At 67.6% G+C, this 25,411-nt stretch carries 25 protein-coding genes and 1 pseudogene; 10 read left to right on the top strand and 16 right to left on the bottom strand.

The window, feature by feature from the left end; translation table 11 throughout:
• Window positions 1–92 precede the first annotated feature (92 nt).
• Both recN and LGN10_RS15915 read right to left on the bottom strand, forming a co-directional pair.
• A complete protein-coding gene (gene recN / locus LGN10_RS15920) occupies window positions 93–1,742 on the bottom strand; it encodes a DNA repair protein RecN (protein ID WP_059574289.1) in 1,650 nt (549 codons plus the stop codon).
• Between the two features lie 19 nt (window positions 1,743–1,761).
• Complete coding sequence (locus LGN10_RS15915) at window positions 1,762–2,664, bottom strand: NAD kinase (RefSeq protein WP_006492558.1); 903 nt, start codon at window positions 2,662–2,664, stop codon at window positions 1,762–1,764.
• 131 nt (window positions 2,665–2,795) lie between these two features.
• On the opposite strand from LGN10_RS15915, the gene hrcA reads away from it, so the two are divergent.
• The 3 genes from hrcA (at window position 2,796) to LGN10_RS15900 (ending at window position 5,516) form a co-directional block, all read left to right on the top strand.
• Entirely contained in the window at window positions 2,796–3,818 is a 1,023-nt protein-coding gene (gene hrcA, locus LGN10_RS15910; protein WP_059451324.1) for a heat-inducible transcriptional repressor HrcA, read from the top strand.
• 141 nt (window positions 3,819–3,959) lie between these two features.
• Complete coding sequence (hemH, locus tag LGN10_RS15905) at window positions 3,960–5,024, top strand: ferrochelatase (protein ID WP_059574288.1); 1,065 nt, start codon at window positions 3,960–3,962, stop codon at window positions 5,022–5,024.
• Window positions 5,025–5,108: 84 nt separating this feature from the next.
• Window positions 5,109–5,516 carry an RNA-binding S4 domain-containing protein gene (locus tag LGN10_RS15900; protein WP_059574287.1) on the top strand — a complete coding sequence of 136 codons (408 nt, stop codon included), beginning with the start codon at window positions 5,109–5,111 and terminating at the stop codon, window positions 5,514–5,516.
• Here the strand turns inward: LGN10_RS15900 and LGN10_RS15895 are convergent.
• Complete coding sequence (locus LGN10_RS15895) at window positions 5,488–5,649, bottom strand: hypothetical protein (protein WP_006476841.1); 162 nt, start codon at window positions 5,647–5,649, stop codon at window positions 5,488–5,490. The genes LGN10_RS15900 and LGN10_RS15895 overlap by 29 nt on opposite strands.
• A gap of 353 nt (window positions 5,650–6,002) precedes the next feature.
• On the opposite strand from LGN10_RS15895, the gene grpE reads away from it, so the two are divergent.
• The 5 genes from grpE to LGN10_RS15870 all read left to right on the top strand — a co-directional run bounded on the left by grpE (window position 6,003) and on the right by LGN10_RS15870 (window position 12,507).
• Complete coding sequence (grpE, locus tag LGN10_RS15890; protein WP_060312711.1) at window positions 6,003–6,548, top strand: nucleotide exchange factor GrpE; 546 nt, start codon at window positions 6,003–6,005, stop codon at window positions 6,546–6,548.
• 10 nt (window positions 6,549–6,558) lie between these two features.
• On the top strand, window positions 6,559–7,014 hold the full coding sequence (locus LGN10_RS15885) for a thioredoxin family protein (RefSeq protein WP_226224196.1): 456 nt from the start codon (window positions 6,559–6,561) through the stop codon (window positions 7,012–7,014).
• A gap of 148 nt (window positions 7,015–7,162) precedes the next feature.
• On the top strand, window positions 7,163–9,115 hold the full coding sequence (dnaK, locus tag LGN10_RS15880; protein ID WP_059574284.1) for a molecular chaperone DnaK: 1,953 nt from the start codon (window positions 7,163–7,165) through the stop codon (window positions 9,113–9,115).
• A gap of 267 nt (window positions 9,116–9,382) precedes the next feature.
• The gene (dnaJ, locus tag LGN10_RS15875) at window positions 9,383–10,519 is read left to right on the top strand and encodes a molecular chaperone DnaJ (RefSeq protein ID WP_006476837.1); all 1,137 of its coding nucleotides are present in this window, start codon (window positions 9,383–9,385) and stop codon (window positions 10,517–10,519) included.
• 5 nt (window positions 10,520–10,524) lie between these two features.
• Window positions 10,525–12,507: a chorismate-binding protein gene (locus tag LGN10_RS15870; RefSeq protein WP_226224194.1), complete on the top strand. Its 1,983-nt coding sequence runs from the start codon at window positions 10,525–10,527 to the stop codon at window positions 12,505–12,507.
• A 5-nt stretch (window positions 12,508–12,512) separates the two neighbouring features.
• Here LGN10_RS15870 and LGN10_RS15865 read toward each other — a convergent pair whose 3' ends face one another.
• From LGN10_RS15865 to hda, 10 genes are all read right to left on the bottom strand, one after another.
• The gene (locus LGN10_RS15865) at window positions 12,513–13,034 is read right to left on the bottom strand and encodes an STY0301 family protein (protein WP_319001239.1); all 522 of its coding nucleotides are present in this window, start codon (window positions 13,032–13,034) and stop codon (window positions 12,513–12,515) included.
• A complete protein-coding gene (locus tag LGN10_RS15860) occupies window positions 12,959–13,132 on the bottom strand; it encodes a BPSL0067 family protein (protein ID WP_226224193.1) in 174 nt (57 codons plus the stop codon). Before LGN10_RS15860 ends, LGN10_RS15865 begins: the two co-directional genes overlap by 76 nt.
• Before the next feature lie 23 nt (window positions 13,133–13,155).
• Window positions 13,156–13,602, bottom strand: coding sequence for an STY0301 family protein (locus tag LGN10_RS15855; protein WP_226224191.1), 447 nt, complete (start codon window positions 13,600–13,602; stop codon window positions 13,156–13,158).
• Window positions 13,599–13,979: a BPSL0067 family protein gene (locus tag LGN10_RS15850; RefSeq protein ID WP_059642133.1), complete on the bottom strand. Its 381-nt coding sequence runs from the start codon at window positions 13,977–13,979 to the stop codon at window positions 13,599–13,601. Before LGN10_RS15850 ends, LGN10_RS15855 begins: the two co-directional genes overlap by 4 nt.
• Before the next feature lie 158 nt (window positions 13,980–14,137).
• Window positions 14,138–14,953: a 3-methyl-2-oxobutanoate hydroxymethyltransferase gene (gene panB, locus LGN10_RS15845; RefSeq protein ID WP_226224190.1), complete on the bottom strand. Its 816-nt coding sequence runs from the start codon at window positions 14,951–14,953 to the stop codon at window positions 14,138–14,140.
• A 43-nt stretch (window positions 14,954–14,996) separates the two neighbouring features.
• Window positions 14,997–15,683 carry a deoxynucleoside kinase gene (locus LGN10_RS15840; RefSeq protein WP_059642128.1) on the bottom strand — a complete coding sequence of 229 codons (687 nt, stop codon included), beginning with the start codon at window positions 15,681–15,683 and terminating at the stop codon, window positions 14,997–14,999.
• Entirely contained in the window at window positions 15,680–16,222 is a 543-nt protein-coding gene (folK, locus tag LGN10_RS15835) for a 2-amino-4-hydroxy-6-hydroxymethyldihydropteridine diphosphokinase (protein WP_059574279.1), read from the bottom strand. The genes LGN10_RS15840 and folK overlap by 4 nt, the downstream gene beginning before the upstream one ends.
• Window positions 16,223–16,257: 35 nt before the next feature.
• On the bottom strand, window positions 16,258–17,799 hold the full coding sequence (gene pcnB / locus LGN10_RS15830) for a polynucleotide adenylyltransferase PcnB (RefSeq protein WP_226224189.1): 1,542 nt from the start codon (window positions 17,797–17,799) through the stop codon (window positions 16,258–16,260).
• Window positions 17,800–17,804: 5 nt separating this feature from the next.
• The gene (locus tag LGN10_RS15825) at window positions 17,805–18,482 is read right to left on the bottom strand and encodes an HAD family hydrolase (protein WP_059574277.1); all 678 of its coding nucleotides are present in this window, start codon (window positions 18,480–18,482) and stop codon (window positions 17,805–17,807) included.
• 11 nt (window positions 18,483–18,493) lie between these two features.
• Window positions 18,494–19,228, bottom strand: coding sequence for a DnaA regulatory inactivator Hda (hda, locus tag LGN10_RS15820; protein ID WP_221622686.1), 735 nt, complete (start codon window positions 19,226–19,228; stop codon window positions 18,494–18,496).
• Window positions 19,229–19,481: 253 nt separating this feature from the next.
• On the opposite strand from hda, the gene purM reads away from it, so the two are divergent.
• Window positions 19,482–20,537 (top strand): phosphoribosylformylglycinamidine cyclo-ligase, encoded by a 1,056-nt coding sequence (gene purM / locus LGN10_RS15815; protein WP_089464562.1) that lies wholly within the window; start codon window positions 19,482–19,484, stop codon window positions 20,535–20,537.
• 104 nt (window positions 20,538–20,641) lie between these two features.
• On the opposite strand, the gene tet is transcribed toward purM, so the two are convergent.
• The gene (gene tet, locus LGN10_RS15810; RefSeq protein WP_226224188.1) at window positions 20,642–21,841 is read right to left on the bottom strand and encodes a Tet(A)/Tet(B)/Tet(C) family tetracycline efflux MFS transporter; all 1,200 of its coding nucleotides are present in this window, start codon (window positions 21,839–21,841) and stop codon (window positions 20,642–20,644) included.
• A 56-nt stretch (window positions 21,842–21,897) separates the two neighbouring features.
• Here tet and tetR point away from each other — a divergent pair, with 56 nt between their 5' ends.
• A complete protein-coding gene (tetR, locus tag LGN10_RS15805; RefSeq protein WP_060011424.1) occupies window positions 21,898–22,530 on the top strand; it encodes a tetracycline resistance transcriptional repressor TetR in 633 nt (210 codons plus the stop codon).
• A 4-nt stretch (window positions 22,531–22,534) separates the two neighbouring features.
• On the opposite strand, the gene miaA is transcribed toward tetR, so the two are convergent.
• Window positions 22,535–23,509 carry a tRNA (adenosine(37)-N6)-dimethylallyltransferase MiaA gene (gene miaA, locus LGN10_RS15800; RefSeq protein ID WP_060312726.1) on the bottom strand — a complete coding sequence of 325 codons (975 nt, stop codon included), beginning with the start codon at window positions 23,507–23,509 and terminating at the stop codon, window positions 22,535–22,537.
• Window positions 23,506–25,406: pseudogene (mutL, locus tag LGN10_RS15795) on the bottom strand (DNA mismatch repair endonuclease MutL). The gene miaA and the pseudogene mutL overlap by 4 nt, the downstream one beginning before the upstream one ends.
• Window positions 25,407–25,411: the final 5 nt, after the last annotated feature.

Raw genomic sequence — 25,411 nt, 5'->3', positions numbered from 1 at the left:
GGCCGGCCGCGATCGAGCGGCTGGCCTGCCGTAACAAAAAAGACCGGCGCATGCGCCGGTCTTTCCGCATCCGGACCAACGTGGAGCCGGCGTCAGGCCGCCAGCATTTCCTTCGCGTGCTTGCGTGTGGTCGCGGTGATTTCGAGCCCGCCGAGCATCCGCGCGACTTCCTCGATCCGGCTGGCGCGGTCGAGCGCGACAACGGTCGATACCGTGCCACCGCGCTCGTCGGCGCCCTTCGCCACCTGGAAATGATGGTCGCCGCGCGCGGCGACCTGCGGCAGGTGGGTCACGCACAGCACCTGGCGGTCGCGCCCGAGCTGGTGCAGCAGGCGGCCGACCACTTCGGCGACGCCGCCGCCGATTCCCGTATCGACTTCGTCGAAGATCAGCGTCGGCGTCGGGCTCGCGGCGCTGGCGATGACCGCGAGCGCGAGGCTGATCCGTGCGAGCTCGCCGCCCGACGCAACCTTCGCGAGCGGCCGCAGCGGCACGCCCGGGTGCCCGGCCACGCGGAATTCGACCTGTTCCAGCCCGTGCGGGCCGCCGTCGGCGAGCGGCACGAGCGCGACTTCGAAGCTGCCGCCTGCCATCGACAGTTCCTGCATGCCGGCCGTGACGGCCGTGCCGAGCGCCTTCGCGGCCTGCGCGCGCGCCTTCGACAGGCGTTTCGCATCGGCGAGATAGGCTTCCCGCGCCTTGGCCTGCGCAGCTTCGAGCGCGCCGAGATCGGCGGCGGCGTCGAGCGCGGCGAGTTGCGCGCGGCGCGCCGCATGCTCCTCGTGCAGCGTGTCGGGCGGCAGCCGGAACTTGCGGGCGGTCGAGTGCAGCGCGTCGAGCCGCGTTTCGACCTGCGCGAGCCGCTCCGGGTCGAGATCGACGCGCTGGGCATAGTGCGACAGCGAATACACGGCTTCCTGCAACTGGATCTCGGCCGGCTCCAGCGATGCCAGCGCATCGCCGAGCGCGGTGTCGTAGTCGGCCAGGCTGCGCAGCTTCGACACGATCGCGCCGAGCTGTGCGAGCATCGCGTCGTCGGACTCGGACAGCGCGTTGAGCGCGCCGCGCACGCCTTCGATCAGGTTCGCCGAATGCGACAGGCGCTTGTGTTCGTTGCTGACTTCGTCCCATTCGCCGGCTTGCGGCGCGAGCTTGTCGAGTTCGGCGAGCTGCCACGCGAGCTTTTCGCGCTCGAGTTGCAATTCGCGCTCGTGCGCCTTCGCGGCGTCGATCGCCTGCGTCGCGTCGCGCCACACGCGCCACGCGCGCGCGACGTTCGCGGCATCGGCGACGAGCCCCGCGTGCGTGTCGAACAGCTCGCGCTGCGCGTCGGGCCGCATCAGCAACTGGTGCGCGTGCTGGCCGTGGATGTCGACGAGCATCTCGCCGAGTTCGCGCAGTTGGGCGAGCGTCGCGCTGGTGCCGTTGATGAACGCACGCGACCGGCCGTTCGCGTCGATCACGCGGCGCAGCATCACGGTGTCCTCGGCGTCGAACGCGTGGTCGTCGAGCCAGCGCGCGACACGGTCGTGCGGCGTGAACTCGGCCGTGATGTCGGCGCGGCCGCAGCCGGTGCGCACGACGCTCGCGTCGGCGCGTTCGCCGAGCGCGAGGGCGAGGGCGTCGATCAGGATCGACTTGCCGGCCCCGGTTTCGCCTGAAAAGACGGAAAAGCCGCTGTCGAATTCGAGATCGAGCGCGGCGACGATGACGAAGTCGCGGATCGAGAGGTGGCGGAGCATGGTGTCGGGCGGAGCGGCGTCAGGACGCCTTGTCGTCTTCGTTCGATGCGTGTTCGTTCCAGTGCAGCTTCTTGCGCAGCGTCGTGTAGTAGCTGTAGCCGATCGGGTGCAGGAACGGCACCGTGTGCTTCGAGCGGCGCACCTCGATCGTGTCGTTCAGCTCGAGCGACGTGAACGACTGCATGTCGAAGTTCACGTTGACGTCGCGGCCGCCGACGATCTGGATCGCGATCTTCGAATCGTCGGGCAGCACGATCGGCCGGTTCGACAGCGCGTGCGGCGCGATCGGCACGAGCACGATGCCCGCCAGCTGCGGATGGAGGATCGGGCCGGCCGACGACAGCGCATACGCGGTCGAGCCGGTGGGCGTCGCGACGATCAGGCCGTCCGAGCGCTGGTTGTACATGTAGCGGCCGTCGACCGACGCACGCAGCTCGACCATCCCGGAGAAGCCGCTGCGGTTCACGACGACGTCGTTGAACGCGAGCGCGTGGTAGATCGGTTCGCCGTCGCGTACGATCCGCGCCTCGAGCAGCGAGCGCTCCTCGCGCTCGAACTTGCCGGCCAGCATCACGGGCACGAGCGCCTGCATGTCGGAGGCCGCGATGTCGGTGATGAAGCCGAGCCGCCCGTGGTTGATCCCGATCAGCGGTGTCCGGTACGGCGCAAGCTGGCGGCCGATGCCGAGCATCGTGCCGTCGCCGCCGAGCACGATTGCCACGTCCGCTCGTGCCCCGATTTCGGCCGGAGTGAGCGCCGGGTAGCCGGCGATGCCGATTTCCCGCGCGGTATCGCCTTCGAACACGACCTCGAAGCCGAGCGTGGCAATGCTGTCCGCCAGCGTGGCGAGCGGCTCGGCGATGCCGGGCGTGTTGCTCCGGCCGACGAGCGCGACAGTGTTGAACTGATTACCGGTTTTCATGCCGGCATTACACCATAGCTCGTTGACGAAAAGAACCGCCCGTGCGCCGACGGGGCCGGATCGGGCCGGCCCGCGCAATGGTGGTCGACGCCACTCGCCGTGCTTGCGCGGTTGCGCTAAAATTTTCCACCATGCTAGATCCTCGCGCACGAACCCTCCTGAAAACCCTGATCGAACGGTATATCGCCGACGGTCAGCCAGTCGGATCGCGCACGTTGTCCCGTTACTCCGGGCTCGAGCTGAGCCCGGCGACGATCCGCAACGTGATGTCCGACCTGGAGGAGCTCGGCCTCGTGTCGAGCCCGCACACGTCGGCCGGCCGCGTGCCGACGCCGCGCGGCTACCGGCTGTTCGTCGACACGATGCTGACGGTCGAGGCGCCGATCGACGCGGAGGCCGTCGCGCGTCAGGTGCAGAACACGCTGCAGGCCGGCGAGCCGCAGCAGCGGGTGGTGGCGGCCGCCGCGAGCGTGCTGTCGAACCTGTCGCAGTTCGCGGGCGTCGTGCTGACGCCGCGTCGCAGCCACGTGTTCAAGCAGATCGAATTCATGCGCCTGTCCGACAAGCGCATCCTGCTGATCATCGTCACGCCCGAGGGCGACGTGCAGAACCGCATGCTCGCGACGCCGCGCGACTATTCGCCGTCGCAGCTGACGGAGGCGTCCAACTACATCAACGCGCATTTCGCCGGCCTGTCGTTCGACGAGGTTCGCCGCCGCCTGCGCGACGAGATCGACCAGTTGCGCGGCGACATGACGACGCTGATGCACGCGGCCGTGACGGCCAGCACCGAGGTGCCCGACACCGAGGACACCGTGCTGATTTCCGGCGAGCGCAACCTGCTCGAGGTGGCGGACCTGTCGTCCGACATGGCGCGGCTGCGCAAGCTGTTCGACGTATTCGACCAAAAGACGGGCCTCCTGCAACTGCTCGACGTGTCGAGCCACGCCCAGGGCGTGCAGATCTTCATCGGCGGCGAATCGACGCTCGTGCCGATCGAGGAAATGAGCGTCGTGACCGCGCCTTACGAGGTGAACGGCAAGATCGTCGGCACGCTCGGCGTGATCGGCCCGACCCGCATGGCGTACAACCGCGTGATACCGATCGTCGACATCACCGCGCGCCTGCTGTCGCTCACGCTGAGCCAGCAGTAGCAGCCGCCCCCGACGCCGTCCCGCCATCGTGCCGCGGCGTCGCGTGCGCCGCCAGTCGGCCGAACGGCCAGCCGACCCGAGCGCTGCGGCCCGCTATAATTGAGGGCCGTCCGACTGCGTGCCCCGAGCACGTTCCTGCCCATGCGTTTCGATCTTGAGCCGCCATCGAGCGTCGCGGCTGCCCATCGCATCGGTGTGCTGCTGATCAATCTCGGCACGCCCGACGCGCCCACCCCGCGCGCGGTGCGGCGCTACCTGGCCGAATTCCTGTCGGATCCGCGGGTCGTCGAAATTCCGCAGGCCGTCTGGCAGGTGCTGCTGCGCACGCTGATCCTGCCGCTGCGCGGCCGCGCGTCCGCGAAGAAATACGCGGCCGTCTGGATGCCCGAGGGCTCGCCGCTGCGTGTCTACACCGAGCGCCAGACCGACAGCGTGCGGCACCTGCTCGCGTCGAACGGCTATCACGTGATGGTCGACTACGCGATGCGCTACGGCAGTCCGAACATTGCGCACGCGCTCGCGCAGTTCAAGCGCGCGGGCGTCGAGCGCGTGCTGCTGATGCCGATGTATCCGCAATACTCGGCGTCGACCACCGCCACCGCGTTCGATGCCGCGTTCGGCGCGCTCGCGCGCATGCGCAATCAGCCGGAAGTGCGCACGGTGCGGCACTACGCCGACCATCCGGCCTATATCCACGCGCTGGCCGAGCAGGTGCGCCAGTACTGGGCGCAGCACGGCCGGCCCGATTTCGCGGCCGGCGACAAGCTCGTGCTGAGTTTCCACGGCGTGCCGAAGCGCACGCTCGACCTCGGCGATCCCTATCACGACCAGTGCCAGCAGACGGGCGCGTTGCTGATGGCCGCGCTCGGGCTGTCGGCCACCGAATGCCGCGTCACGTTCCAGTCGCGCTTCGGCAAGGCCGAATGGCTCCAGCCGTATACCGCGCCGACCCTGCGCGAATTCGGCGAGGCCGGCGTGCGGCGGGCCGACGTGTTCTGTCCCGGCTTCACGGCCGATTGCCTCGAGACGATCGAGGAAATCGGCATGGAAGTGCGCGACGAGTTTCTCGCCGGCGGCGGCAAGACCTTTCACCGCATTCCGTGCCTGAACGGTGCCTCCGCATGGATCGGCGCGCTCGGCGAGATCGTCGCGGAAAATCTGCAGGGCTGGCCCGTCAAGGCCGCGCAGCCTGAACCGGTCAATTGAGATGAAACGATTCCCACGCGCGCGTTGTTCGCCGTTCCCCGGGGCGGCGGTCAGCCTTCACACGGCGGCCCGGCGGAGGCTTGCATGAACTACAGGATTTCCACGGAGCCGGGCGCGAAGCTGCGCATCGACAAATGGCTGTGGGCAGCCCGATTCTTCAAGACGCGCTCGCTCGCGACCGATGCGGTCGACAAGGGGCACGTGAAGATCGGCGGCGCGGCGGTCAAGCCGGCGAAGGACGTACGGGTGGGCGACGAGGTCGAGATTGCGATCGACGGCATCGTCTGGCACATTGCCGTGCTGGGCGTGTGCGACGTGCGCGGGCCCGCGAGCGTCGCGCAGACGCTCTACGAGGAAACGGCTGCGGGGCGAGCCGCGCGGCTCGCCGAACTGGAGCGGCGCCGGACGTATCGCGAGCCGGCGGCCGAATTGCACGGCCGGCCGACGAAGCGCGACCGGCGCATTATCGACAGATTTTCTGGTGGGAGCTGAACATCTGGTCGAACGTCGCCCGCGCGCTGCCGTATTCGGTCGTGCGGTCGGTGACTGCCCCCGACAGGCAGATGGTGGTGGTGCCGGCAATGAGTACCAGCGCGACCACCGATATCGCAAAGGTCAGTTTCACGGTACTCCCCTCGAGAACAAGGGTGAAAACGGCGCCAGGTGGAAGGTCACGCGGCGGTCAGCTAGGGTAAACACGCTTTTCCGACGCTTGAGTGGAGTGTAGTGCAGCCGGCCTGTGTGCAGCTAGTACTTGCCGGGTAAGCGTTGTTACAGGCCGTTTCGCCCGAGGCGGCGGACGATGCGGCGCCTGCCCCGGCAGACGCGCGGTTGTTTCGCGGCATTGGAGAATGCCGGCGAATAACCCTCTTGAAACCGCAGTTTTCGCCCTTATTTGCACCAGTAATGTGCGGTGCCGCCGGGTATACGTCCGGCGGTTGCCGATTTGGCTTCAACCTCTAATCGACTTTCAGCGACATGGAAAACACGCAAGAGAACCCGGCTACCCAATCGGCCGAAGACATCGGCAGCGAGAAGCAGGCGGAGCAAGGCGCCGCACCCGCCGCCGAAGCCGCCGACGCGGCGCTCGCGGAGGCTCAAGCCAAGGTCGCCGAGCTCCAGGAAAGCTTCCTGCGGGCGAAGGCCGAAACCGAGAACGTGCGCCGCCGCGCGCAGGACGACGTGTCGAAGGCGCACAAGTTCGCGATCGAGAGCTTCGCGGAGCACCTGCTGCCCGTGCTGGACAGCCTGGAAGCGGCCGTCAACGATACCTCCGGCGACATCGCGAAGGTGCGCGAGGGCGTCGAGCTCACGCTGCGCCAGTTGACGAGCGCGCTCGAGAAGGGCCGCGTCGTCGCGATCAATCCGGTCGGCGAGAAGTTCGATCCGCACCAGCACCAGGCCATTTCGATGGTGCCGGCCGAGCAGGAGCCGAACACCGTCGTCGCGGTGCTGCAAAAGGGCTACATGATCGCCGACCGCGTGCTGCGCCCGGCGCTCGTCACCGTCGCGCAGCCGAAGTAAGGCGGCCGACATGGTGCCCGCCGGCGTCGATCCGGCCGCGTTCGACGCGTTCGACATGCAGGCGCTCGACGCCGGCACGTTCGACGCGGCCATCGACGGCGCGGGCGATGCGCTGGCCGTGGTGTTCTTCTGGGGCGTCGACTGCTTCAACTGCGAGATCGCGAAGAAGGCGATGCTCGCCCAGCCCGACGCGATCCGCGCGCTGGGCCTGAAGTGGTTCCATTGCAACGTGTACGAGCACCATCAGCTGGGGCGCCGCTTCGGGCTGCACGGCGTGCCGACGTGGTTCTTCTTCCACCGCGGCAAGCGGCTGGGCCGCGCGACGGGCTGGCATGGTCTCGCGCAGTTCCAGGCAGCGATTGCGGCGGCACGCGCGAAGATCGGCGCGGCGGCCGGTGCCGCGGCGGCCGGTGCCCCGTCCCGCGAGGGCACCGGCCCACACGATCCGCTGGCTGGCGGCGATTGAAAAAATTTAATATCCGCATCGCTCGTCGGGTCTTGAAAACGGATCGGGCGGACGCATTTCGGGAACAGAGTTGAATTCTGGCGTGCGAAACCGCCCAAAAACGTGGCGTTTCGCGCAGCAAACAAGCATTTCTGGAGATTAGGAAAAAATGGGAAAGATCATCGGTATTGACCTCGGCACCACGAACTCGTGCGTCGCCATCATGGAAGGCAACCAGGTCAAGGTCATCGAGAACTCGGAAGGCGCTCGCACCACGCCGTCGATCATCGCGTACATGGACGACAACGAAGTGCTCGTCGGCGCGCCGGCCAAGCGCCAGTCGGTGACCAACCCGAAGAACACGCTGTTCGCGGTGAAGCGCCTGATCGGCCGCCGCTTCGAAGAGAAGGAAGTCCAGAAGGACATCGGCCTGATGCCGTATGCGATCATCAAGGCCGACAACGGCGACGCATGGGTCGAAGCGCACGGCGAAAAGCTCGCGCCGCCGCAGGTGTCGGCCGAAGTGCTGCGCAAGATGAAGAAGACGGCCGAAGACTACCTCGGCGAGCCGGTCACGGAAGCCGTGATCACGGTGCCGGCATACTTCAACGACAGCCAGCGCCAGGCGACCAAGGACGCCGGCCGCATCGCGGGCCTCGAAGTCAAGCGGATCATCAACGAGCCGACCGCGGCCGCGCTCGCGTTCGGCCTCGACAAGGCCGAGAAGGGCGACCGCAAGATCGCCGTGTATGACCTCGGCGGCGGCACGTTCGACGTGTCGATCATCGAGATCGCGGACGTCGACGGCGAAATGCAGTTCGAAGTGCTGTCGACCAACGGCGACACGTTCCTCGGCGGCGAAGACTTCGACCAGCGCATCATTGATTACATCATCGGCGAGTTCAAGAAGGAGCAGGGCGTCGACCTGTCGAAGGACGTGCTCGCGCTGCAGCGCCTGAAGGAAGCCGCCGAAAAGGCGAAGATCGAGCTGTCGTCGAGCCAGCAGACCGAAATCAACCTGCCGTACATCACGGCGGACGCGTCGGGCCCGAAGCACTTGAACCTGAAGATCACCCGCGCGAAGCTGGAAGCGCTGGTGGAAGACCTCGTCGAGCGCACGATCGAACCGTGCCGCATCGCGATCAAGGACGCAGGCGTCAAGGTGTCGGACATCGACGACGTGATCCTGGTCGGCGGCCAGACCCGCATGCCGAAGGTGCAGGAGAAGGTGAAGGAGTTCTTCGGCAAGGACCCGCGCCGTGACGTGAACCCGGACGAAGCCGTCGCGGTTGGCGCGGCGATCCAGGGCCAGGTGCTGTCGGGCGACCGCAAGGACGTGCTGCTGCTCGACGTGACCCCGCTGTCGCTCGGTATCGAGACGCTCGGCGGCGTGATGACGAAGATGATCAACAAGAACACGACGATCCCGACGAAGCACGCACAGGTGTATTCGACGGCGGACGACAACCAGTCGGCCGTGACGATCAAGGTGTTCCAGGGCGAACGCGAAATGGCGGCGGGCAACAAGCTGCTCGGCGAGTTCAACCTCGAAGGCATTCCGCCGGCCCCGCGCGGCGTGCCGCAGATCGAAGTGACCTTCGACATCGACGCGAACGGCATCCTGCACGTCGGCGCGAAGGACAAGGCGACCGGCAAGGAAAACAAGATCACGATCAAGGCGAACTCGGGCCTGTCCGAGGCTGAAATCGATCAGATGATCAAGGACGCGGAAGCGAACGCAGCGGAAGACCACAAGCTGCGCGAGCTGGCCGATTCGCGCAACCAGGGCGACGCGCTGGTTCACAGCACGAAGAAGGCGCTGACCGAGTACGGCGACAAGCTGGACGCGGGCGAGAAGGAAGCGATCGAAGCGGCGCTGAAGTCGCTCGAGGACGTGCTGAAGGACACGTCGGCCGACAAGGCCGCGATCGACGCGAAGGTCGAGGAGCTCGGCAAGGTCTCGCAGAAGCTCGGCGAGAAGATGTACGCCGACATGCAGGCCCAGCAGGCTGGTGCGGCCGGCGCGGCCGGTGCGGCGGAAGGCGCGGCCCACGCAGGCGGTGCGCAACAGGCTGCCGACGACGTCGTCGACGCCGAGTTCAAGGAAGTGAAGAAGGACTAAGCCAGGTTGCAATGGCACCGCATGCCGCGCGCGCAAAAACGCGCGCGGCGCGACTGACCAGCGGCTGAAAAGCGGTCTGTCTTTCCTTCCGGATGGCCGGATCGACTCCACGCCTGGCGGGCCTTGCGGCCCTCCGGGCACATTTGTTTTTTGGCGGGTGCTGCGCGAGCCGTCCGCGGACGGTGCAGCGCCAGACGAGTCGAGAGACTTTACTGCGGGCGAAAGGAGCCGCCGCGTGCGCGATGCGTGGCGGCACAGTGAATCGATATGGCGAAACGGGATTACTACGAGGTTCTGGGCGTCGCGAAGAATGCGAGCGACGACGAAATCAAGAAGGCATATCGCAAGCTTGCGATGAAGTATCACCCTGACCGCAATCCGGACAGCAAGGATGCGGAAGAGCATTTCAAGGAGGCGAAGGAGGCCTATGAAATGCTGTCGGACGGCCAGAAGCGGGCCGCGTACGACCAGTACGGCCACGCGGGCGTCGATCCGAACATGGGCGGTGCGGGCGCGCAGGGCTTCGGCGGCTTCGCGGATGCGTTCGGCGACATCTTCGGCGACATCTTCGGCCAGGCCGCGGGCGGCGCCGCGCGCGGCGGCCGCGGCGGCCCGCAGGTGTATCGCGGCGCCGACCTGCGCTACAGCATGGAAATCACGCTCGAGCAGGCCGCGCACGGCTACGACACGCAGATCCGCGTGCCGAGCTGGGTGTCGTGCGAAGTCTGCCACGGCTCGGGTGCGAAGCCCGGCACGAAGCCGGAAACCTGCCCGACCTGTCACGGCCAGGGCACGGTGCGCATGTCGCAGGGCTTCTTCAGCATCCAGCAGACCTGCCCGAAGTGTCATGGCACCGGCACCTACATCCCCGAGCCGTGCGCGCATTGCCACGGGTCGGGCAAGGTGAAGGAAACCAAGACGCTCGAAGTGAAGATTCCGGCCGGGATCGACGACGGGATGCGGATCCGCTCGGCCGGCAACGGCGAGCCGGGCATCAACGGCGGGCCGCCGGGCGACCTGTACGTCGAGATCCACATCAAGCCGCACTCGGTGTTCGAGCGCGACGGCGACGATCTCCACTGCCAGATGCCGATTCCGTTCACGACCGCCGCACTCGGCGGCGAGATCGAGGTGCCGACGCTGGCCGGCCGTGCATCGTTCCCGGTGCCGGAAGGCACGCAGTCGGGCAAGACGTTCCGCCTGCGCGGCAAGGGCATCAAGGGGCTGCGTTCGAGCATCGCGGGCGATCTGTACGTGCACGTGCAGGTCGAGACGCCCGTGAAGCTGACCGACCAGCAGCGCGACCTGCTCAAGCAGTTCGAGAAGTCGCTGGCCGAAGGCGGCGCGCGTCACAGCCCGCAGAGCAAGAGCTGGTTCGATCGGGTGAAGAGCTTCTTCGAGTAACGGGCATGACTGAAGGCAACGAGAGCGCGTCGTTCGCGCTCTTGGACGATTGCGACTCGACCGCGTCCGCGCGGTCGAGTCGTTTGTATTCGGGCTTCGTGCGCGAACGCGTGTGCACGGACCCGGCGCAGCTCGACGCCATCGATGCGGCGCTCGCGCGGGATCTGCGCGACGGGCTGCATGCGGTCGTCGTCGGCGATTACGAATTCGGACGCAACCTGCAAAAGGCGCAGCCGGGCGATGCCCCGCTGCGCTTTTTGCTATATGCGCGCTGCGAGCGGCTGTCGCGCGACGAAGTCGACGCGTGGCTCGCACAGCATGATGGCGGCGGCCCGCCGTCGATCGCCGGTGTCGCGCACGTCGCGAAGAGCGTGTCGCGCGACGCGTTCGACGCGGCGATCGGCGCGGTGCAGGACGCGCTGCGCGCAGGCGATTCGTATCAGGTCAACTACACGTACCGGCTGAATTTCGACGTGTTCGGCACGCCGCTCGCGCTGTACCGGCGGCTGCGCGCGCGCCAGCCCGTGCGGTACGGCGCGCTGATCGCGCTGCCCGGCGGCGCGTGGGTCGTATCGTGCTCGCCCGAGTTGTTCGTCCAGAAGCAGGGCGACGTGCTGCGCGCGCGGCCGATGAAGGGCACCGCGCCGCGTTCGGCCGATCCGCGCGACGATGCGGCGGCCGCCGCGTTCCTCGCGAGCGATCCGAAGAACCGCGCGGAAAACGTGATGATCGTCGACCTGCTGCGCAATGACGTGTCGCGGATCGCGCGCACGGGCAGCGTCAAGGTGCCGGCACTGTTCTCCGTCGAGCCGTATGCGTCGGTGTGGCAGATGACGTCGACGGTCGAAGCCGGCTGGCGTGATGGAACGACGTTCGCGCAGATGCTGCGCGCGCTGTTTCCGTGCGGGTCGATCACCGGTGCGCCGAAGTACAAGACGATGGAATTGATCGACGCGATCGAGTCGACGCCGCGCGGGCTCTATACGGGCGCGATCGGGTGGCTCGATGCGCCGCGGGACGGCGCCGTGGAGGACGTCGCGCAAGACGTTCCGTCGGCGAGCCACGGCGCCGCGCGACAGGTTGACGGGGCCGGTGCGTCGCCGGGCCGTGCGGCGTCCTGCGGCGATTTCTGCCTGTCGGTCGCGATCCGGACGCTGACGCTCGATGCGGCTGGCGTCGATAATGACGCGGACGGCACGGGCATCGCCGCGGCCGGCCGGCGGCGCGGCACGATGGGCGTGGGCGCGGGTATCGTGCTCGACAGCGTCGCGGCCGACGAATATGCGGAGTGCGAATTGAAAGCGCGATTCCTGACCGATGCCGACCCCGGCTTCCAGTTGTTCGAAACGACCGCCGCGACGCGCGCGGGCGGCATCCGGCATCTGGAGCGCCATCTCGCGCGGCTGCAGCGCAGTGCCGATGCGTTCGGCTTCCGCTTCGACGCCGACACGTTGCATCGCGAGATCGATGCACGCTGCGCGGCGCTCGACGGTGACAGTCCATACCGGATGAAGCTCGCGCTCGCGAAGGACGGCGCGTTCGACATCACGGCCGCACCGCTGAAGGCGCTGCCCACCGGGCCGGTTAGCGTGATGCTCGCGTCCGAGCACGGCTTTGCGCCGACCTGCGCGAGCGACGCGCTGCTGCTGCACAAGACCACGCGCCGTGCCGAATACGACCGCGCGTGGCAGGCGGCCGAAGCACTCGGCGGATTCGACATGCTGTTCGTCAACGAGCGCGGCGAGGTGACGGAAGGCGGGCGCTCGAACCTGTTCGTGAAGCTCGACGGGCAATGGGTGACGCCGCCGCTCGCGAGCGGCGTGCTGCCGGGCGTGATGCGCGGCGTGCTGCTGGACGATCCGGCGCTAAACGCAACGGAGCGCGCGCTGACGCTCGACGATGTGCTGAACGCAGACGCGTTGATGATCTGCAATGCGTTGCGCGGGCCGATGACGGCGCGGCTGATTCGCGACTGCGCATCGGCCTGAACGGATTACTTTCGTGGCGTACATTGCCAGGTTTGTACGATGGCGTGCCCTCGTTTATAGCGCGCGACGCAAGTTTGCGCATGTTTGCCGAGTGGCCGTGCGATCACGACGCTCGTATTGCCGTAGTCACACGAGACCCAGTAGTCTTCACGGGCTTCGGCCAGCGACCAGGTGTACACATCGCTTTTGGGCTCGGTGCGCGAGCGATTGGGCAGCAATGACATTATCCGGTCCGGCGGCCCCGACCAGAAGGTGACACCGGCAAGCGGATAGGTGCGTTGCGTGTCGAAGTTTTTCCAGCCATCGGGTGGTTGACCGTCGAGCTGCTGGGTGACGGCAATGCGTGCGGGGCAATCTGACGTGGCAGCGGACACCGGTAAGGCAGTGAGCGAACTGAATGCGAACGCGGTAATGGTGAGCAGCCGGTACGGCGTTTGGCGGATGAACGTCATCATTTCACCACCGAAAATGCATCGGCATTGTTGCTCGGATCGATGTAACGGCCATTTTTGTCCTTGCCCTTGAATGGAATACATCGTCTCTTGATTGCCGTGCGAATATGGGACGCGTATGGAATTGCGATGTGTACGACGCGTGATAGATGTTCTCGAGCGGGCGTCGACATTGTCTTCACCTTCCGCTGCACCCTCACACGCAGTGCCAGTCGATCATCTTCGGCGGCGTCCGCTTCGCGTCGTAGCGGACCGTGCAGGTTCGCGCGGCAGTGCCCAGCGGACGGGCAATGATCGCGGCCGTGTCGAAATACTCGCAACTCACCCAGTAATCGGTTTCGGCTGCCGCGAGTGGCCACGTGTTGACGAGCATATCGCGCCGTTTGACGCCGCTCGATGGGGCGAGCATGGCGAGTTGATCGGGCGGCCCGGACCAAAACGACACACCGATCAGCGGATGTGCCTTCTGTGAGTCGTAAGGGCGCCAGCCGTCGGGCGCGGGACCTGTGACCGTCTGTGAAACCGCCAGGCGGGCCGGACACTGAACAGGCGCCGAAGTGGCGTACGCCGACGAGATGCAACTAGCTGTCAGCAACGCGGCGAGCGCCGCATTGGCTGGAAAACAGGCGAGTGCCATCGTCATCGCACCACCGAGAACGCATCGGCGTTGTTGCTCGGATCGATATAGCGACCGTTTCTGTCCTTGCCCTGGAACCGGATGTGCCGTTTCCGGATTTTCGACAGACTGCGCCATTGTTCGATGACGTAGATGCCTTTCGAATCCTGACTCAGATAAAACGCCGCATGGTTGCCGTACGACCTGTTTCGATATTGTTCGCTTTCGAAGGTCGCGATGACCGTGCCCGGACGAATGGTCGAATCGCCCTTTACCGTCTTTTCCGGTCGCCAGCCCGAGGTCGCGCCCACTTTGGTATGGACCTTCACGAGCGCAACGCACTCACCATCGCCTTGTAGTGGTTCGCCGGCCAATTCGGCTGCGCGTTCGTATACGTGGGACATTTCGCCTCCGTGGAATGATGGAAGCGCAATGGTCTCCGCAACGAAGGCCTACGGATATAGGACGTGTTTGAAAATGCAGTGCTGCCAAATCGAACGACGGGTGTCGTCGAGCAGGTGGCGGCCTTTGCCTTCGCATCGAGCCGCCATCTCGTCCGAAATCAGAACGAATGCTCCGGGCCCGGGAACGTGCCGTCCTTCACGGCGTGCACGTACGCTTCGACGGCCGCCTGAATGTTCGGCTGCCCCTGCATGAAATCCTTCACGAAACGCGGCCGCTTGCCGGGGAACACGCCGAGCATGTCGTGCAGCACGAGCACCTGCCCCGAGCAGTCGACGCCCGCGCCGATGCCGATCGTCGGAATCTTCAGCATGTGCGTGACTTCGGCCGCGACGAGCGTCGGCACGGCTTCGAGCACGACGAGCTGCGCGCCGGCATCCTCGATCGCGCGCGCGTCGCGCAGCAGTTGCGCGGCGCCGGCTTCCGTCTTGCCCTGGACCTTGAAGCCGCCGAACGCATGCACCGATTGCGGCGTGAGGCCGAGGTGCGCGCACACGGGCACCGAGCGTTCGACGAGGAAGCGGATCGTATCGGCGAGCCATTCGCCGCCTTCGAGCTTCACCATCTGCGCGCCCGCGCGCATCAGCTTGACCGCGTTCGCGAACGCGTCGGCCGGCGTTCCGTACGTGCCGAACGGCAGATCGGCGACGACCAGCGCGCGCGGTTGAGCCCGCGCGACACAGGCGGTGTGGTACGCGATGTCGTCGGGCGACACGGGCAGCGTGGTCGTGTGGCCCTGCAGCACGTTGCCGAGCGAATCGCCGATCAGCAGCACGTCGGTGCCGGCGCGATCGAGCAACGCGGAAAAGCTCGCGTCGTAGCAGGTCAGCATCGCGATCTTCTCGCCGGCGTCGCGCATTGCCTGCAGCTTGGGTACGGTCACGGCAGGCCGGCTCGATTCCTGGAGATAGGTCATGGGAAATCCGGGTCGGTGGGGAAGAACGACAGGCGGGGACGCGTCAGCGCGTCGTCTCGCCCTTGACGAAGAATTCCTTGCGGCCGCGCATCGTCTCGATGCGCTCGACCAGCAGGGCAAGGTCTTCGGGGGAATCCAGCGGGTTCAGGTGCTCGGCTGCGACCGTCAGCACCGGCGTGCGGTCGTAGTGGTAGAAGAATTCGTTGTACGCGTCGACGAGCGAGCGCAGGTACGCATCGCTGATCTGCAGCTCCATCGGCAGCCCGCGCTTCTGGATGCGCGAGAACAGCACTTCGGGGCTGGCCTGCAGATAGACGACGAGGTCGGGCGACGGCGCCTGCGGCACGTCGACGTGCGTGGCGACCGAGCGATACAGTTGCCATTCGTCTTCCGGCAGGTTCAGCCGCGCGAAGATGTCGTTCTTCTGCGGCATGAAATCGGCGATGACCGGGCGGCCCGTGTCGAGCGCGCCGATCAGCTCGCGCGCCTGCTGCGCGCGCTGCAGCGCGAACGACAACTGGACGGGCAGCGCGTAGCGCGCGGTGTCGCGGTAGAAGCGTTCGAGGAACGGGTTGTCCTGCGGGCGCTCGAGCAGCGCCTGCATCGACCAGCGCTCGCCGAGCAGGCGCGCGAGCGTCGTCTTGCCGACGCCGATCGGGCCTTCGATCACGAGATAGCGGTGCGGGGCGCGCAGGTCGGGCGCGGTGACGGTCAGCGGAGTCGAGTTCATCGGCAGCGGGTCTTGTCGGCGTCTGCGTCGGCCGCGAGCGCCTTCTGCATCGGGCACTGGCAGGTCTGCACCTTTTCGACGCGCTGATCGGCGACGGCGGCGAGAAAGGCATCGGCACGGCCGCGCGCGGGGATGTCGAGCGCCGGCTCGATCTCGACGAGCGGCACGAGCGCGAACGCGCGGTCGGTAAGGCGCGGGTGGGGGACGATCAGGTCGGGTTCGTCGATCGAATCGGCGCCGAACAGCAGGATGTCGAGGTCGAGCGTGCGCGGCGCATTGCGATACGGACGCTCGCGGCCGAAGTGATGTTCGATCTTCTGGCAAAGCGCGAGCAGCTCGCGGGCCGACAGCGTCGTGTCGAGCTTGACGACGCAGTTGTAGTAGTCGTCGCCGCCCGCTTCGAACGGCGCCGTGCGATACAGGCTCGATTTGCCGAGGATCGAGATGGTGCGCTGCTGCGCGAGGCACACCACCGCGTCCTTCAAGGTCTGGCGCGCATCGCCGAGATTCGCCCCCAGTCCGATATATGCAACCGTCATGGCATCACTTCCTACGTCGTTCGCCGGCGGGCGCGTCAGTCGTCGGACCCGCCCGCGGTATCCGGCGCCTGCTCGGCGGCACCTTCACCCGGCTTGCGGTTTCGCGCACCGCCGCGGCGGCGCCGCTTGCGGGGCGATTTTTCCTTCGAGCCGCCCTGCGTGAGCAATGCCTCGCGAGCGGCCGCGTCGCCTTCGATGAAATCCGTCCACCACTGTCCGACTTCCGCATCGAGCTCGCCGGATTCGCAGCGTAACAGGAGGAAATCATACCCCGCTCTAAACCTTTGGTGTTCCAGCAGCCGCATCGCGCTGCGGCCCGAGCGTTTCTCGAGGCGCAGTTGCAGGCCCCAGATCTCGCGCATGTCGGCCGAGTAGCGCTTGTGGATCGCGAGTTTCTCGGTCTGCATGTCGAGCACGTCGTCCATCGCGCGATGCAGCGCCGGCACCGGGATTTCGCCGTCGGCCGTGTATTGCTCGAAGCGCTGGCGCATGTCGTGCCACAGCAGCGTCGCGAACAGGAAGCCCGGCGACACCGGCTTGCCGGCGCGCACGCGCGCGTCGGTGTTGTTCAGCGCGAGCGTGATGAACTTCTCGCCCTGCGGCTGTTCGAGCACGACGTCGAGCAGCGGCAGCAGCCCGTGATGCAGGCCTTCCTTGCGCAGCTTCTTCAGGCACGCGAGTGCGTGGCCCGACAGCAGCAGCTTCAGCATTTCGTCGAACAGGCGTGCGGCCGGCACGTTGTTGATCAGGTCGGCGAGCGCGTGGATCGGCTCGCGCGTATGCGGCTCGATCTCGAAATCGAGCTTCGCCGCGAAGCGCACGACGCGCAGCATTCGCACCGGATCCTCGCGAAAGCGCGTGGCCGGATCGCCGATCATCCGCAGCAGGCGGGCGCGTACGTCGGCCATCCCGTCGTGGTAGTCGAGCACCGTCTGCGTCGACGGGTCGTAGTACATCGCGTTGATCGTGAAGTCGCGGCGCGCGGCGTCCTCGTGCTGCTCGCCCCACACGTTGTCGCGCAGTACGCGGCCGCTCGCGTCGACCGCGTGCGTGCGGCGATCGAGTTCGTCGCGCTTCAGGCGCCTCGGCGGCTCGGCCGCAGCCGCGGCCGCCTCGGGCGGCGCGTCGACCAGCGCGCGGAACGTCGACACCTCGATCAGCTCCTGGCCGAACTGCACGTGCACGATCTGGAAGCGGCGGCCGATCAGGCGCGCGCGGCGGAACAGGCGCTGCACCTCGGTCGGCGTCGCGTCGGTCGCGACGTCGAAGTCCTTCGGCGCGATGCCGAGCAGCAGGTCGCGCACCGCGCCGCCGACGATGAATGCACGAAAGCCCGCCTGCTGCAGCGTGTCGGTCACGCGCACCGCGTTCTTCGAGATCAGCGCCGGGTTGATGCCGTGCACGCTGGCCGGCACGACGGTCGGCTCATGGTTGCTGCGCGGTTTCTTCGCGCTGCCGCGGGCGCCCTTCGGGGCGCGCGGGGCGGCTGGGGCCGCTTCGTCGGCCGGGGCCGCGGCGGGAGGCGTTTGCTCGGTTTCGTCCTGGCCGAGCAGCTTGCGGATGAATTTTTTGATCACGACGTTCAGAAGAGATCGAGGATACGCCAGCCGCGGTTGCTTGCATGCGCGCGCAGCGTGTCGTCAGGGTTGGTCGCGATCGGGTCGGTGACTTTCTCGAGCAGCGGGATGTCGTTGTGCGAGTCGCTGTAGAAGTAGCTATGTTCGAAGTCGTCCCACTGCTTGCCGAGCGATGCGAGCCATGCTTCGGTGCGCACGATCTTGCCTTCGCGATAGCTCGGCGTGCCGGTCGGCCGGCCCGTGTACGGCGAGTCGGGATGCCCGTCGGTCGTTTCGACCTCGCACGCGATCAGCGTGTCGACGCCGAACGCGGTCGCGATCGGACGCGTGATGAATTCGTTGGTGGCCGTCACGACGCAGCACAGGTCGCCGGCATCGACGTGCTTGCGCACGAGTTCGAGCGCGGCGGGCGTCATCGCGGGGCGGATCACCTCGTGCATGTACTGCTCGTGCCATTCGGCCAGTTGCGCGCGCGAATACTTCGCGAGCGGCGTGAGCATCGCGCACAGGTACGCGTGGATGTCGAGCTTGCCGGCCTTGTAGTCGGCGAAGAACTGGTCGTTCTGACGCGAGAAGCTTTCCGCGTCGACGATGCCGAGCTTCACCATGAAGCGACCCCATTCGTGGTCGCTATCGGTGGGGATCAGCGTGTGATCGAGGTCAAAGAGTGCCAGATTAGTCATGGAAGCGCATTTTACTCGAAGCGGTTCGGGCCCGTGCCCGGTGGTGTGATGTCGTCGCCGGGACGCGCGAGCATCCGGCGTAGCAGCGGCAGCGTGACCGCGCGTTTCTGCTCGAGCGAGAAGCGGTCGAGCGCGTCGAGCAAGGCCATCAGGCTCGGCATGTCGCGGCGGAAATGGGTCAGCAGGTACGCGGCGATGTCGTCGGTGAGCGCGATCCCGCGCTCCTTCGCCGCGAGCTTGAGCACGGCGATCTTGCCGGCGTCGGACGGCGGCGACAGGTGGAACACGAGCCCCCAGCCGAGGCGCGTGCGCAGATCCTCGCGCACGTCGAGCGCGAGCGGCGCCGCCGGGCCCGCCGCGACGAACGCGCTCGACGGGTGCGCGCGCACTTCGTTGAACAGGTTGAACAGCGCGACCTGCTGCGTGTCGCTCATCCGGTCGCAGTCGTCGATCGCGTAGATGCCGATGCGCGGGTCGAACGTGAACGCGCCGAGCGGGCTCTGCGGGCTCAGGTAGCGCGCATAGCCGTACGACGCATCGCTCACGAGCGCCTGCAGCAGGTGGGTGCGGCCGCTGCCGGGCTCGCCCCAGATATAGAACGACCGGTCCGGCACGGGGCCGGCCGCGAGCGCGAGATCGAGCTTCTGCAGGCGCGTGACGAGCTCGTCGTTCTCGTCGCTCATGATGAAGTTGTCGAACGTGGCGGGCGGCGGCGTGCCGAGATCGAGCGTCAGTTGACGGGACACAGCAGTCACAGTGCGGATCGGTTGAAAAAACGCGTGCCGTACGCCGGGCGCGCGCGCGGGAAGGCGCCTCGGCCGGCTTCACGCGCGACCGTACGCACGGCGGCGCGGCGCGGGCTTCGGCGCGCTTCGCCCGGCGATGAAAACGGGGACGTGTTGACCAAGATGCAATCCCTGACGATTCGGTGCTCGGAATTCCGGCCAACGGGCCGGCTTCGGGTAAAATCGCATTTTACCGACCTTCTCGCATTCCCCCATGAATCCTCCGAAATCCGCTCCCGACGCTCAGGGTCTGTCCTATCGCGACGCAGGTGTCGACATCGACGCCGGCGACGCGCTCATCGACAAGATCAAGCCTTTTGCGAAGAAAACCCTGCGCGACGGCGTGCTCGGCGGCATCGGCGGGTTCGGCGCGCTGTTCGAAGTGCCGAAGAAGTACAAGGAGCCCGTGCTCGTGTCGGGCACCGACGGGGTGGGCACCAAGCTCAAGCTGGCCTTTCATCTGAACAAGCACGACACCGTCGGCCAGGACCTCGTCGCGATGAGCGTGAACGACATCCTCGTGCAGGGCGCCGAGCCGCTGTTCTTCCTCGACTACTTCGCGTGCGGCAAGCTCGACGTCGACACGGCCGCCACCGTCGTCAAGGGCATCGCGCAGGGCTGCGAACTGTCGGGCTGCGCGCTGATCGGCGGTGAAACGGCCGAAATGCCGGGCATGTACCCGGACGGCGAATACGACCTGGCCGGCTTCGCGGTCGGCGCGGTCGAGAAGAGCAAGATCATCGACGGCAGCACGATCGCCGAAGGCGACGTCGTGCTCGGCCTCGCATCGAGCGGCATTCACTCGAACGGCTTCTCGCTCGTGCGCAAGATCATCGAGCGCGCGAACCCGGATCTGTCCGCCGATTTCCACGGCCGCTCGCTCGCCGACGCGCTGATGGCGCCGACGCGCATCTACGTGAAGCCGCTGCTCGCGCTGATGCAGAAGCTGACGGTGAAGGGCATGGCGCACATCACCGGCGGCGGCCTCGTCGAGAATATTCCGCGCGTGCTGCGCGAAGGTCTCACCGCGGAGCTCGACCAGAAGGCATGGCCGCTGCCGCCGCTGTTCAAGTGGCTGCAGGAGCACGGCGGCGTCGCCGATGCGGAAATGCACCGCGTGTTCAACTGCGGGATCGGCATGGCCGTGATCGTCTCGGCGGCCGATGCCGACGCAGCGCTCGCCGACCTGACCGCCGCCGGCGAACAGGTGTGGAAGATCGGCACCGTGCGTGCGACCCGCGAAGGCGAGGCGCAGACGGTCGTGGTCTGACGCATTGCCGCAGCAGATGCAGCAAGGAAAGCCGCCCGGGATGGATCCGGGCGGCTTTTTTTTCGGCCGCTCGAGCGCTCAGTATGGCCGGCGCACGCCGACGCTCAAGCGGACGCTCGCGGTGCGTTCGCCGGGCGCGCGCCGGCCAGCAGCGGCGGCACGAGCAGGTACAGCAGCGCGGCGCCAGCCCACACGAGCCCCGGCCACGTCGTGCGCGTCGCCGCGTAGGTTGCGGTAACGACCAGCGGCCCCGCGACGCCGATCAGGCTCGCCACGCTCGCCAGCGTGCCTTGCAGTTCGCCCTGGCGCGTATCGTCCACCTGCCGCGCGAGCATCGCCTGCAACGCCGGCAGCGTCATGCCGCCGGCCGCGAACAGCGGCAGCAGTGCAAACGGCACCCATGAGGCCGTGGCGAACGCGATGACCACAAGCCCGAGCGCATCGCCTGCCAGCCCCAGTGCGAGCGCGCGCCGCTCGCCGAGCCGCGCGATCAGCGGCCCGATCGCGAACGCCTGCGCGAGCGCGTGGCATGCGCCGTAGCCGGCGAGCGACAGTCCGGCAACCGGCGTCGACCAGCCGAAATGCTCCTGGCCGTACAGGATCCACAGCGTCGCGGGCGCCTGCGACACGAGTGCCACGATCACGTAGATGCCGACCAGCGGCGCGAGCGCGGGCGCGCCGCTCAGCCGGCGCAGGCTCGCGAACGGGTTGAGCGTGCCGGCCGTCCGGCCTTCCCGGGCCGCGCACGGCCGCGATTCCGGCAACGCACGCCACACGAGCACGAGATTCAGCGCGTTGAGCAACGCGGCCGCGACGAACGGCGCACGCAGGTGCAGCACACCGAGCAGCCCGCCGATCAGCGGGCCGGCGATGAAGCCGATGCCCATCATCGCGCCGAGCTGGCCGAAGCGCCGCGCACGGTCGGGTTCGGCCGTCACGTCGGTCACGTACGCGGTCGCGACCGCGACGTTCGCGCCGGTGATGCCGGCGATCAGCCGCCCGACGTAAAGCCACGTGAGCGTGGGCGTGAGCGCCATCAGCAGATAGTCGAGCGCGGCGCCCGCGAGCGACGCGAGCAGCACCGGCCGGCGGCCGAGACGGTCGCTCAGCGCGCCGAGCAGCGGCGCGCAGAGGAACTGCGCGAACGCGTACAGCGCGAGCAGGATGCCGTAGTGGGTGTCGGTGCTGCCCGCAGTGGCGAGCGCGCGCAGTAGCCCCGGCAGGATCGGCATCACGATCCCGACGCCGATCGCGTCGAGCAGGACCGTGGCAAGAATGGCAATCAGGGACGGATTCAAGGGCATTACTCTATCGATGATAGAGTGAGGATTATTCCATAGTTTCCCTATCGGTGATAGAGATGAAGGACACAGGCGCGCGGCTGACGCGCGATACGGTATTGCGCGCGGCGCTCGAACTGCTGAACGAAGTGGGCATCGACGCGCTGTCGACGCGGCGGCTCGCCGAACGGCTCGGCGTGCAATCGCCGACGCTGTACTGGCATTTCAGGAACAAGGCCGAGCTGCTCGACGCGATGGCCGAGGCGATCATGCTCGAGCGCCACGGCGCGTCGCTGCCGAAACCCGGCGACGTGTGGGATGCGTGGCTCGCGGAGAATGCGCGCAGTTTCCGCCGTGCGCTGCTGGCTTATCGCGACGGGGCGCGCCTGCACGCCGGCACGCGGCCGCGCGCGCTGCATTTCAGCTCGATCGAACGCAAGATCGCGCTGCTCGGCGACGCGGGGTTCACGCCGGACGAAGCGGTCGACGTGATGGTCGCGATCGGCCGCTTCGTGGTCGGATGGGTGCTGGAAGAGCAGGCGGCGCCGGACGCGGACGCCGATGCGTCGCTGCCGGACGCGGCCGACTATCCGTTGTTCGCGAAAGGCTGGGCCGTGCTGCGCGAGCGCGGCGGCGACGAAGCGTTCGAGCGCGGCATCGCATGGATCGTCGACGGCGCCCGCGCGCGCCTGGCGGCGCGTCGGGCGGATTGAGCGGTCAGCGCGGCGTGCGGCCGTCGAGCACGCGTTCGAGCGCGTCGAGCGCGCGAGCCGTCGAATCCGGCGCGATGCAGTCGACGACGATCCGTTCCGGCATCGCGCGCAGCCACGTGATCTGGCGCTTGCACAGCTGACGTGTCGCGAAGATGCCCTTGTCGCGCATCGTCCGGTAGTCGGTATCGCCGTCGAGGAATTCCCACGCCTGCCGATAGCCGACGCAACGCATCGACGGCAGATCGGGATGGAGATCGTCGCGGCGCCGCAGCCGCTCGACTTCGTCGATGAAACCCGCATCGAGCATCGCGTCGAAGCGCTGCGCGATCCGTGCGTGCAGCACCGCGCGATCCGACGGCTCGAGCGCGACCGGCACGAAGCGGTACGCGGCGGCCGCATCATCCGTGCGGCGCGGCGCGGCGAGCAGCGCCGACATCGGCTGCCCGCTCAGCATGAAGACTTCGAGCGCCCGCTGGATCCGCTGCGAATCGTTCGGCGCGAGCCGCGCGGCCGTGTCGGGATCGACCTGCGCGAGCCGCGCGTGCAGCGCGGGCCAGCCGTCGCGCGCGGCGTCGGCGTCGAGTGTCGCGCGGATCTCCGGGTCGGCTCCCGGCAGGTCGTTGAGCCCTTGCGTCAACGCCTTGTAGTACAGCATCGTGCCGCCGGCAAGCAACGGCGTGCGGCCGCGCGCGACGATCTCGCCGATCAGCCGCAGCGTGTCCGTGCGGAATTCCGCGGCCGAATACGCATCGGCCGGGTCGATGATGTCGATCAGGTGATGCGGCACGCTCGCGCGCTCGTCGCGCGACGGTTTCGCGGTGCCGATATCCATGTCGCGGTAGACGAGCGCCGAATCGACGCTGACGATCTCGATCGGGCGGCGCGCGGCGAGCGCCAGCGCCGCGGCGGTCTTGCCCGAGGCGGTGGGGCCGAGCAGGCAGGCGATCGTCGTCGGAGTGGGCTGCGAGGAAGCGCTCATTGCCCGCGCATGAAGAGACGGTCGAGATCGTTCAGCGTGAGCTGGTACCAGGTCGGCCGGCCGTGATTGCACTGGTCCGCGCGCTCGGTCGCCTCCATCTGGCGCAGCAGCGCGTTCATCTCGTCGAGCGTCAGGCGCCGGTTCGCGCGCACCGCGTGATGGCACGCGAGCGTGCCGAGCAGCTCGTGCTGGCGCTCGGTGAGCACACGGGAGCCGCCGAACGCGTGCAGGTCGGCGAGCACCGCGCGCGCGAGCGATTGCAGGTCGGCATCCTTCAGCAGCGCCGGCACCGCCCGGATCGCGAGCGTCGTCGGCGACAGCACCGCGAGGTCGAAGCCGAGCGATTCGAGCGTGTCGCGCTCTTCCTCGACCGTGCCGATTTCGACCGGCGTGGCCGTCATCGAGATCGGCAGCAGCAGCGACTGCACGGCGACCGAGCGATCGGCGAGCGCGTTCTTGAACTGCTCGTACAGGATTCGCTCGTGCGCCGCGTGCATGTCGACGATCACGAGGCCGTACGCATTCTGCGCGAGCACGTAGATGCCGTGGATCTGGCCGAGCGCGAAGCCGAGCGGCTGCTCGTCGTGCCGTCCGGCGTGCCCGCGCCGCTGTCCTTGCGGCCGAACAGCGCATCGTAGAGCGCGAGCGGCTGCGCGACGGGCAGCGTGCCCTGCGTCATCCGCGCCTGGCGCATCCAGGTATTGCCCGCCGACGATGAAGACGACGGCGACGAGAAGCCGCTGCCGCCTGCCGCGTGGCCCTGGCTTTGGCCGAGCGGCGTGTCGACGAACGACGCCGGCCCGCGCGGCGCCGGGGAGAGTTGCGCGGCATGGCCGCCCGCGGTGGTTTCCGGCGACGCGCCCGCATGGCGGGCAAGCGCACGCTGCACCGCATGGAACACGTACTGGTGGATCGAGCGCGAATCGCGGAACCGCACCTCGATCTTCGACGGATGCACGTTCACGTCGACGGCTTCGGGCGGCAGGTCGAGGAACAGCACGTACGACGGGTAGCGGTCGCCGTGCAGCACGTCCTCGTAGGCCGCCCGCACCGCGTGCGTCAGCAGCTTGTCGCGCACGAAACGGCCGTTCACGAAGAAATACTGCTGGTCGGCGCGCCCGCGGCTCGCGGTCGGCAGGCCGGCGCAACCGTACACGGCGAGCGGGCCCGCCCGCTCGTCGAGCGGCAGGTGCGCGGTCGCGAAGCCGTCGCCGAGGATCTTCGCGACGCGCTGCGCGGGCTCGGTCGCGTTCCAGTGTTCGACGGCCTTGCCGTTGTGCAGCACCGAGATCGCGACGTCCGGCCGCGCGAGCGCCGCGCGGCGGATCATTTCGAGGCAGTGGCCGAATTCGGTCTGCTCGCTCTTCAGGAACTTGCGCCGCGCGGGCGTGTTGAAGTACAGCTCGCGCACCTCGATCGTCGTGCCGATCGAGCCGGCGGCGGGCGACAGCACGCCCGTCTGCGCATCGATCTTCATCGCGTGCGCGGCATCGGCCGTGCGGCTCGTGATCGACATCTCGGCGACCGATGCGATCGATGCGAGCGCTTCGCCGCGAAAACCCAGCGTCGCGACCGCCTCGAGCTCCTCGAGCGAGCGGATCTTGCTGGTCGCGTGACGCATCAACGCGAGCGCCAGTTCGTCCGGCGGAATGCCGCAGCCGTCGTCGGTGATCGAGATGCGCTTGACGCCGCCTTCCTCCAGCACGATGCGCAGCGTCGTCGCGCCGGCGTCCATCGCGTTCTCGAGCAGCTCCTTGACGACCGACGCCGGGCGTTCGACGACCTCGCCGGCGGCGATCTGGCTGATCAGCTGGTCGGGCAGGGGCTGGATCGCGCGCAGCGGGCGCGCGGCGGGGGCGGGCGCGGCGCCCGCGGCCGTTTCGGTGATATCGGACATGGCCG

Origin of the sequence: Burkholderia sp. AU32262, assembly GCF_020419985.1 — a bacterium.
In the GTDB taxonomy this organism is placed as follows: Bacteria; Pseudomonadota; Gammaproteobacteria; order Burkholderiales; family Burkholderiaceae; genus Burkholderia; species Burkholderia semiarida.
The sequence above is the reverse complement of the archived record's forward strand: the minus strand, read 5'-3'. Positions and strand labels throughout refer to the sequence as shown.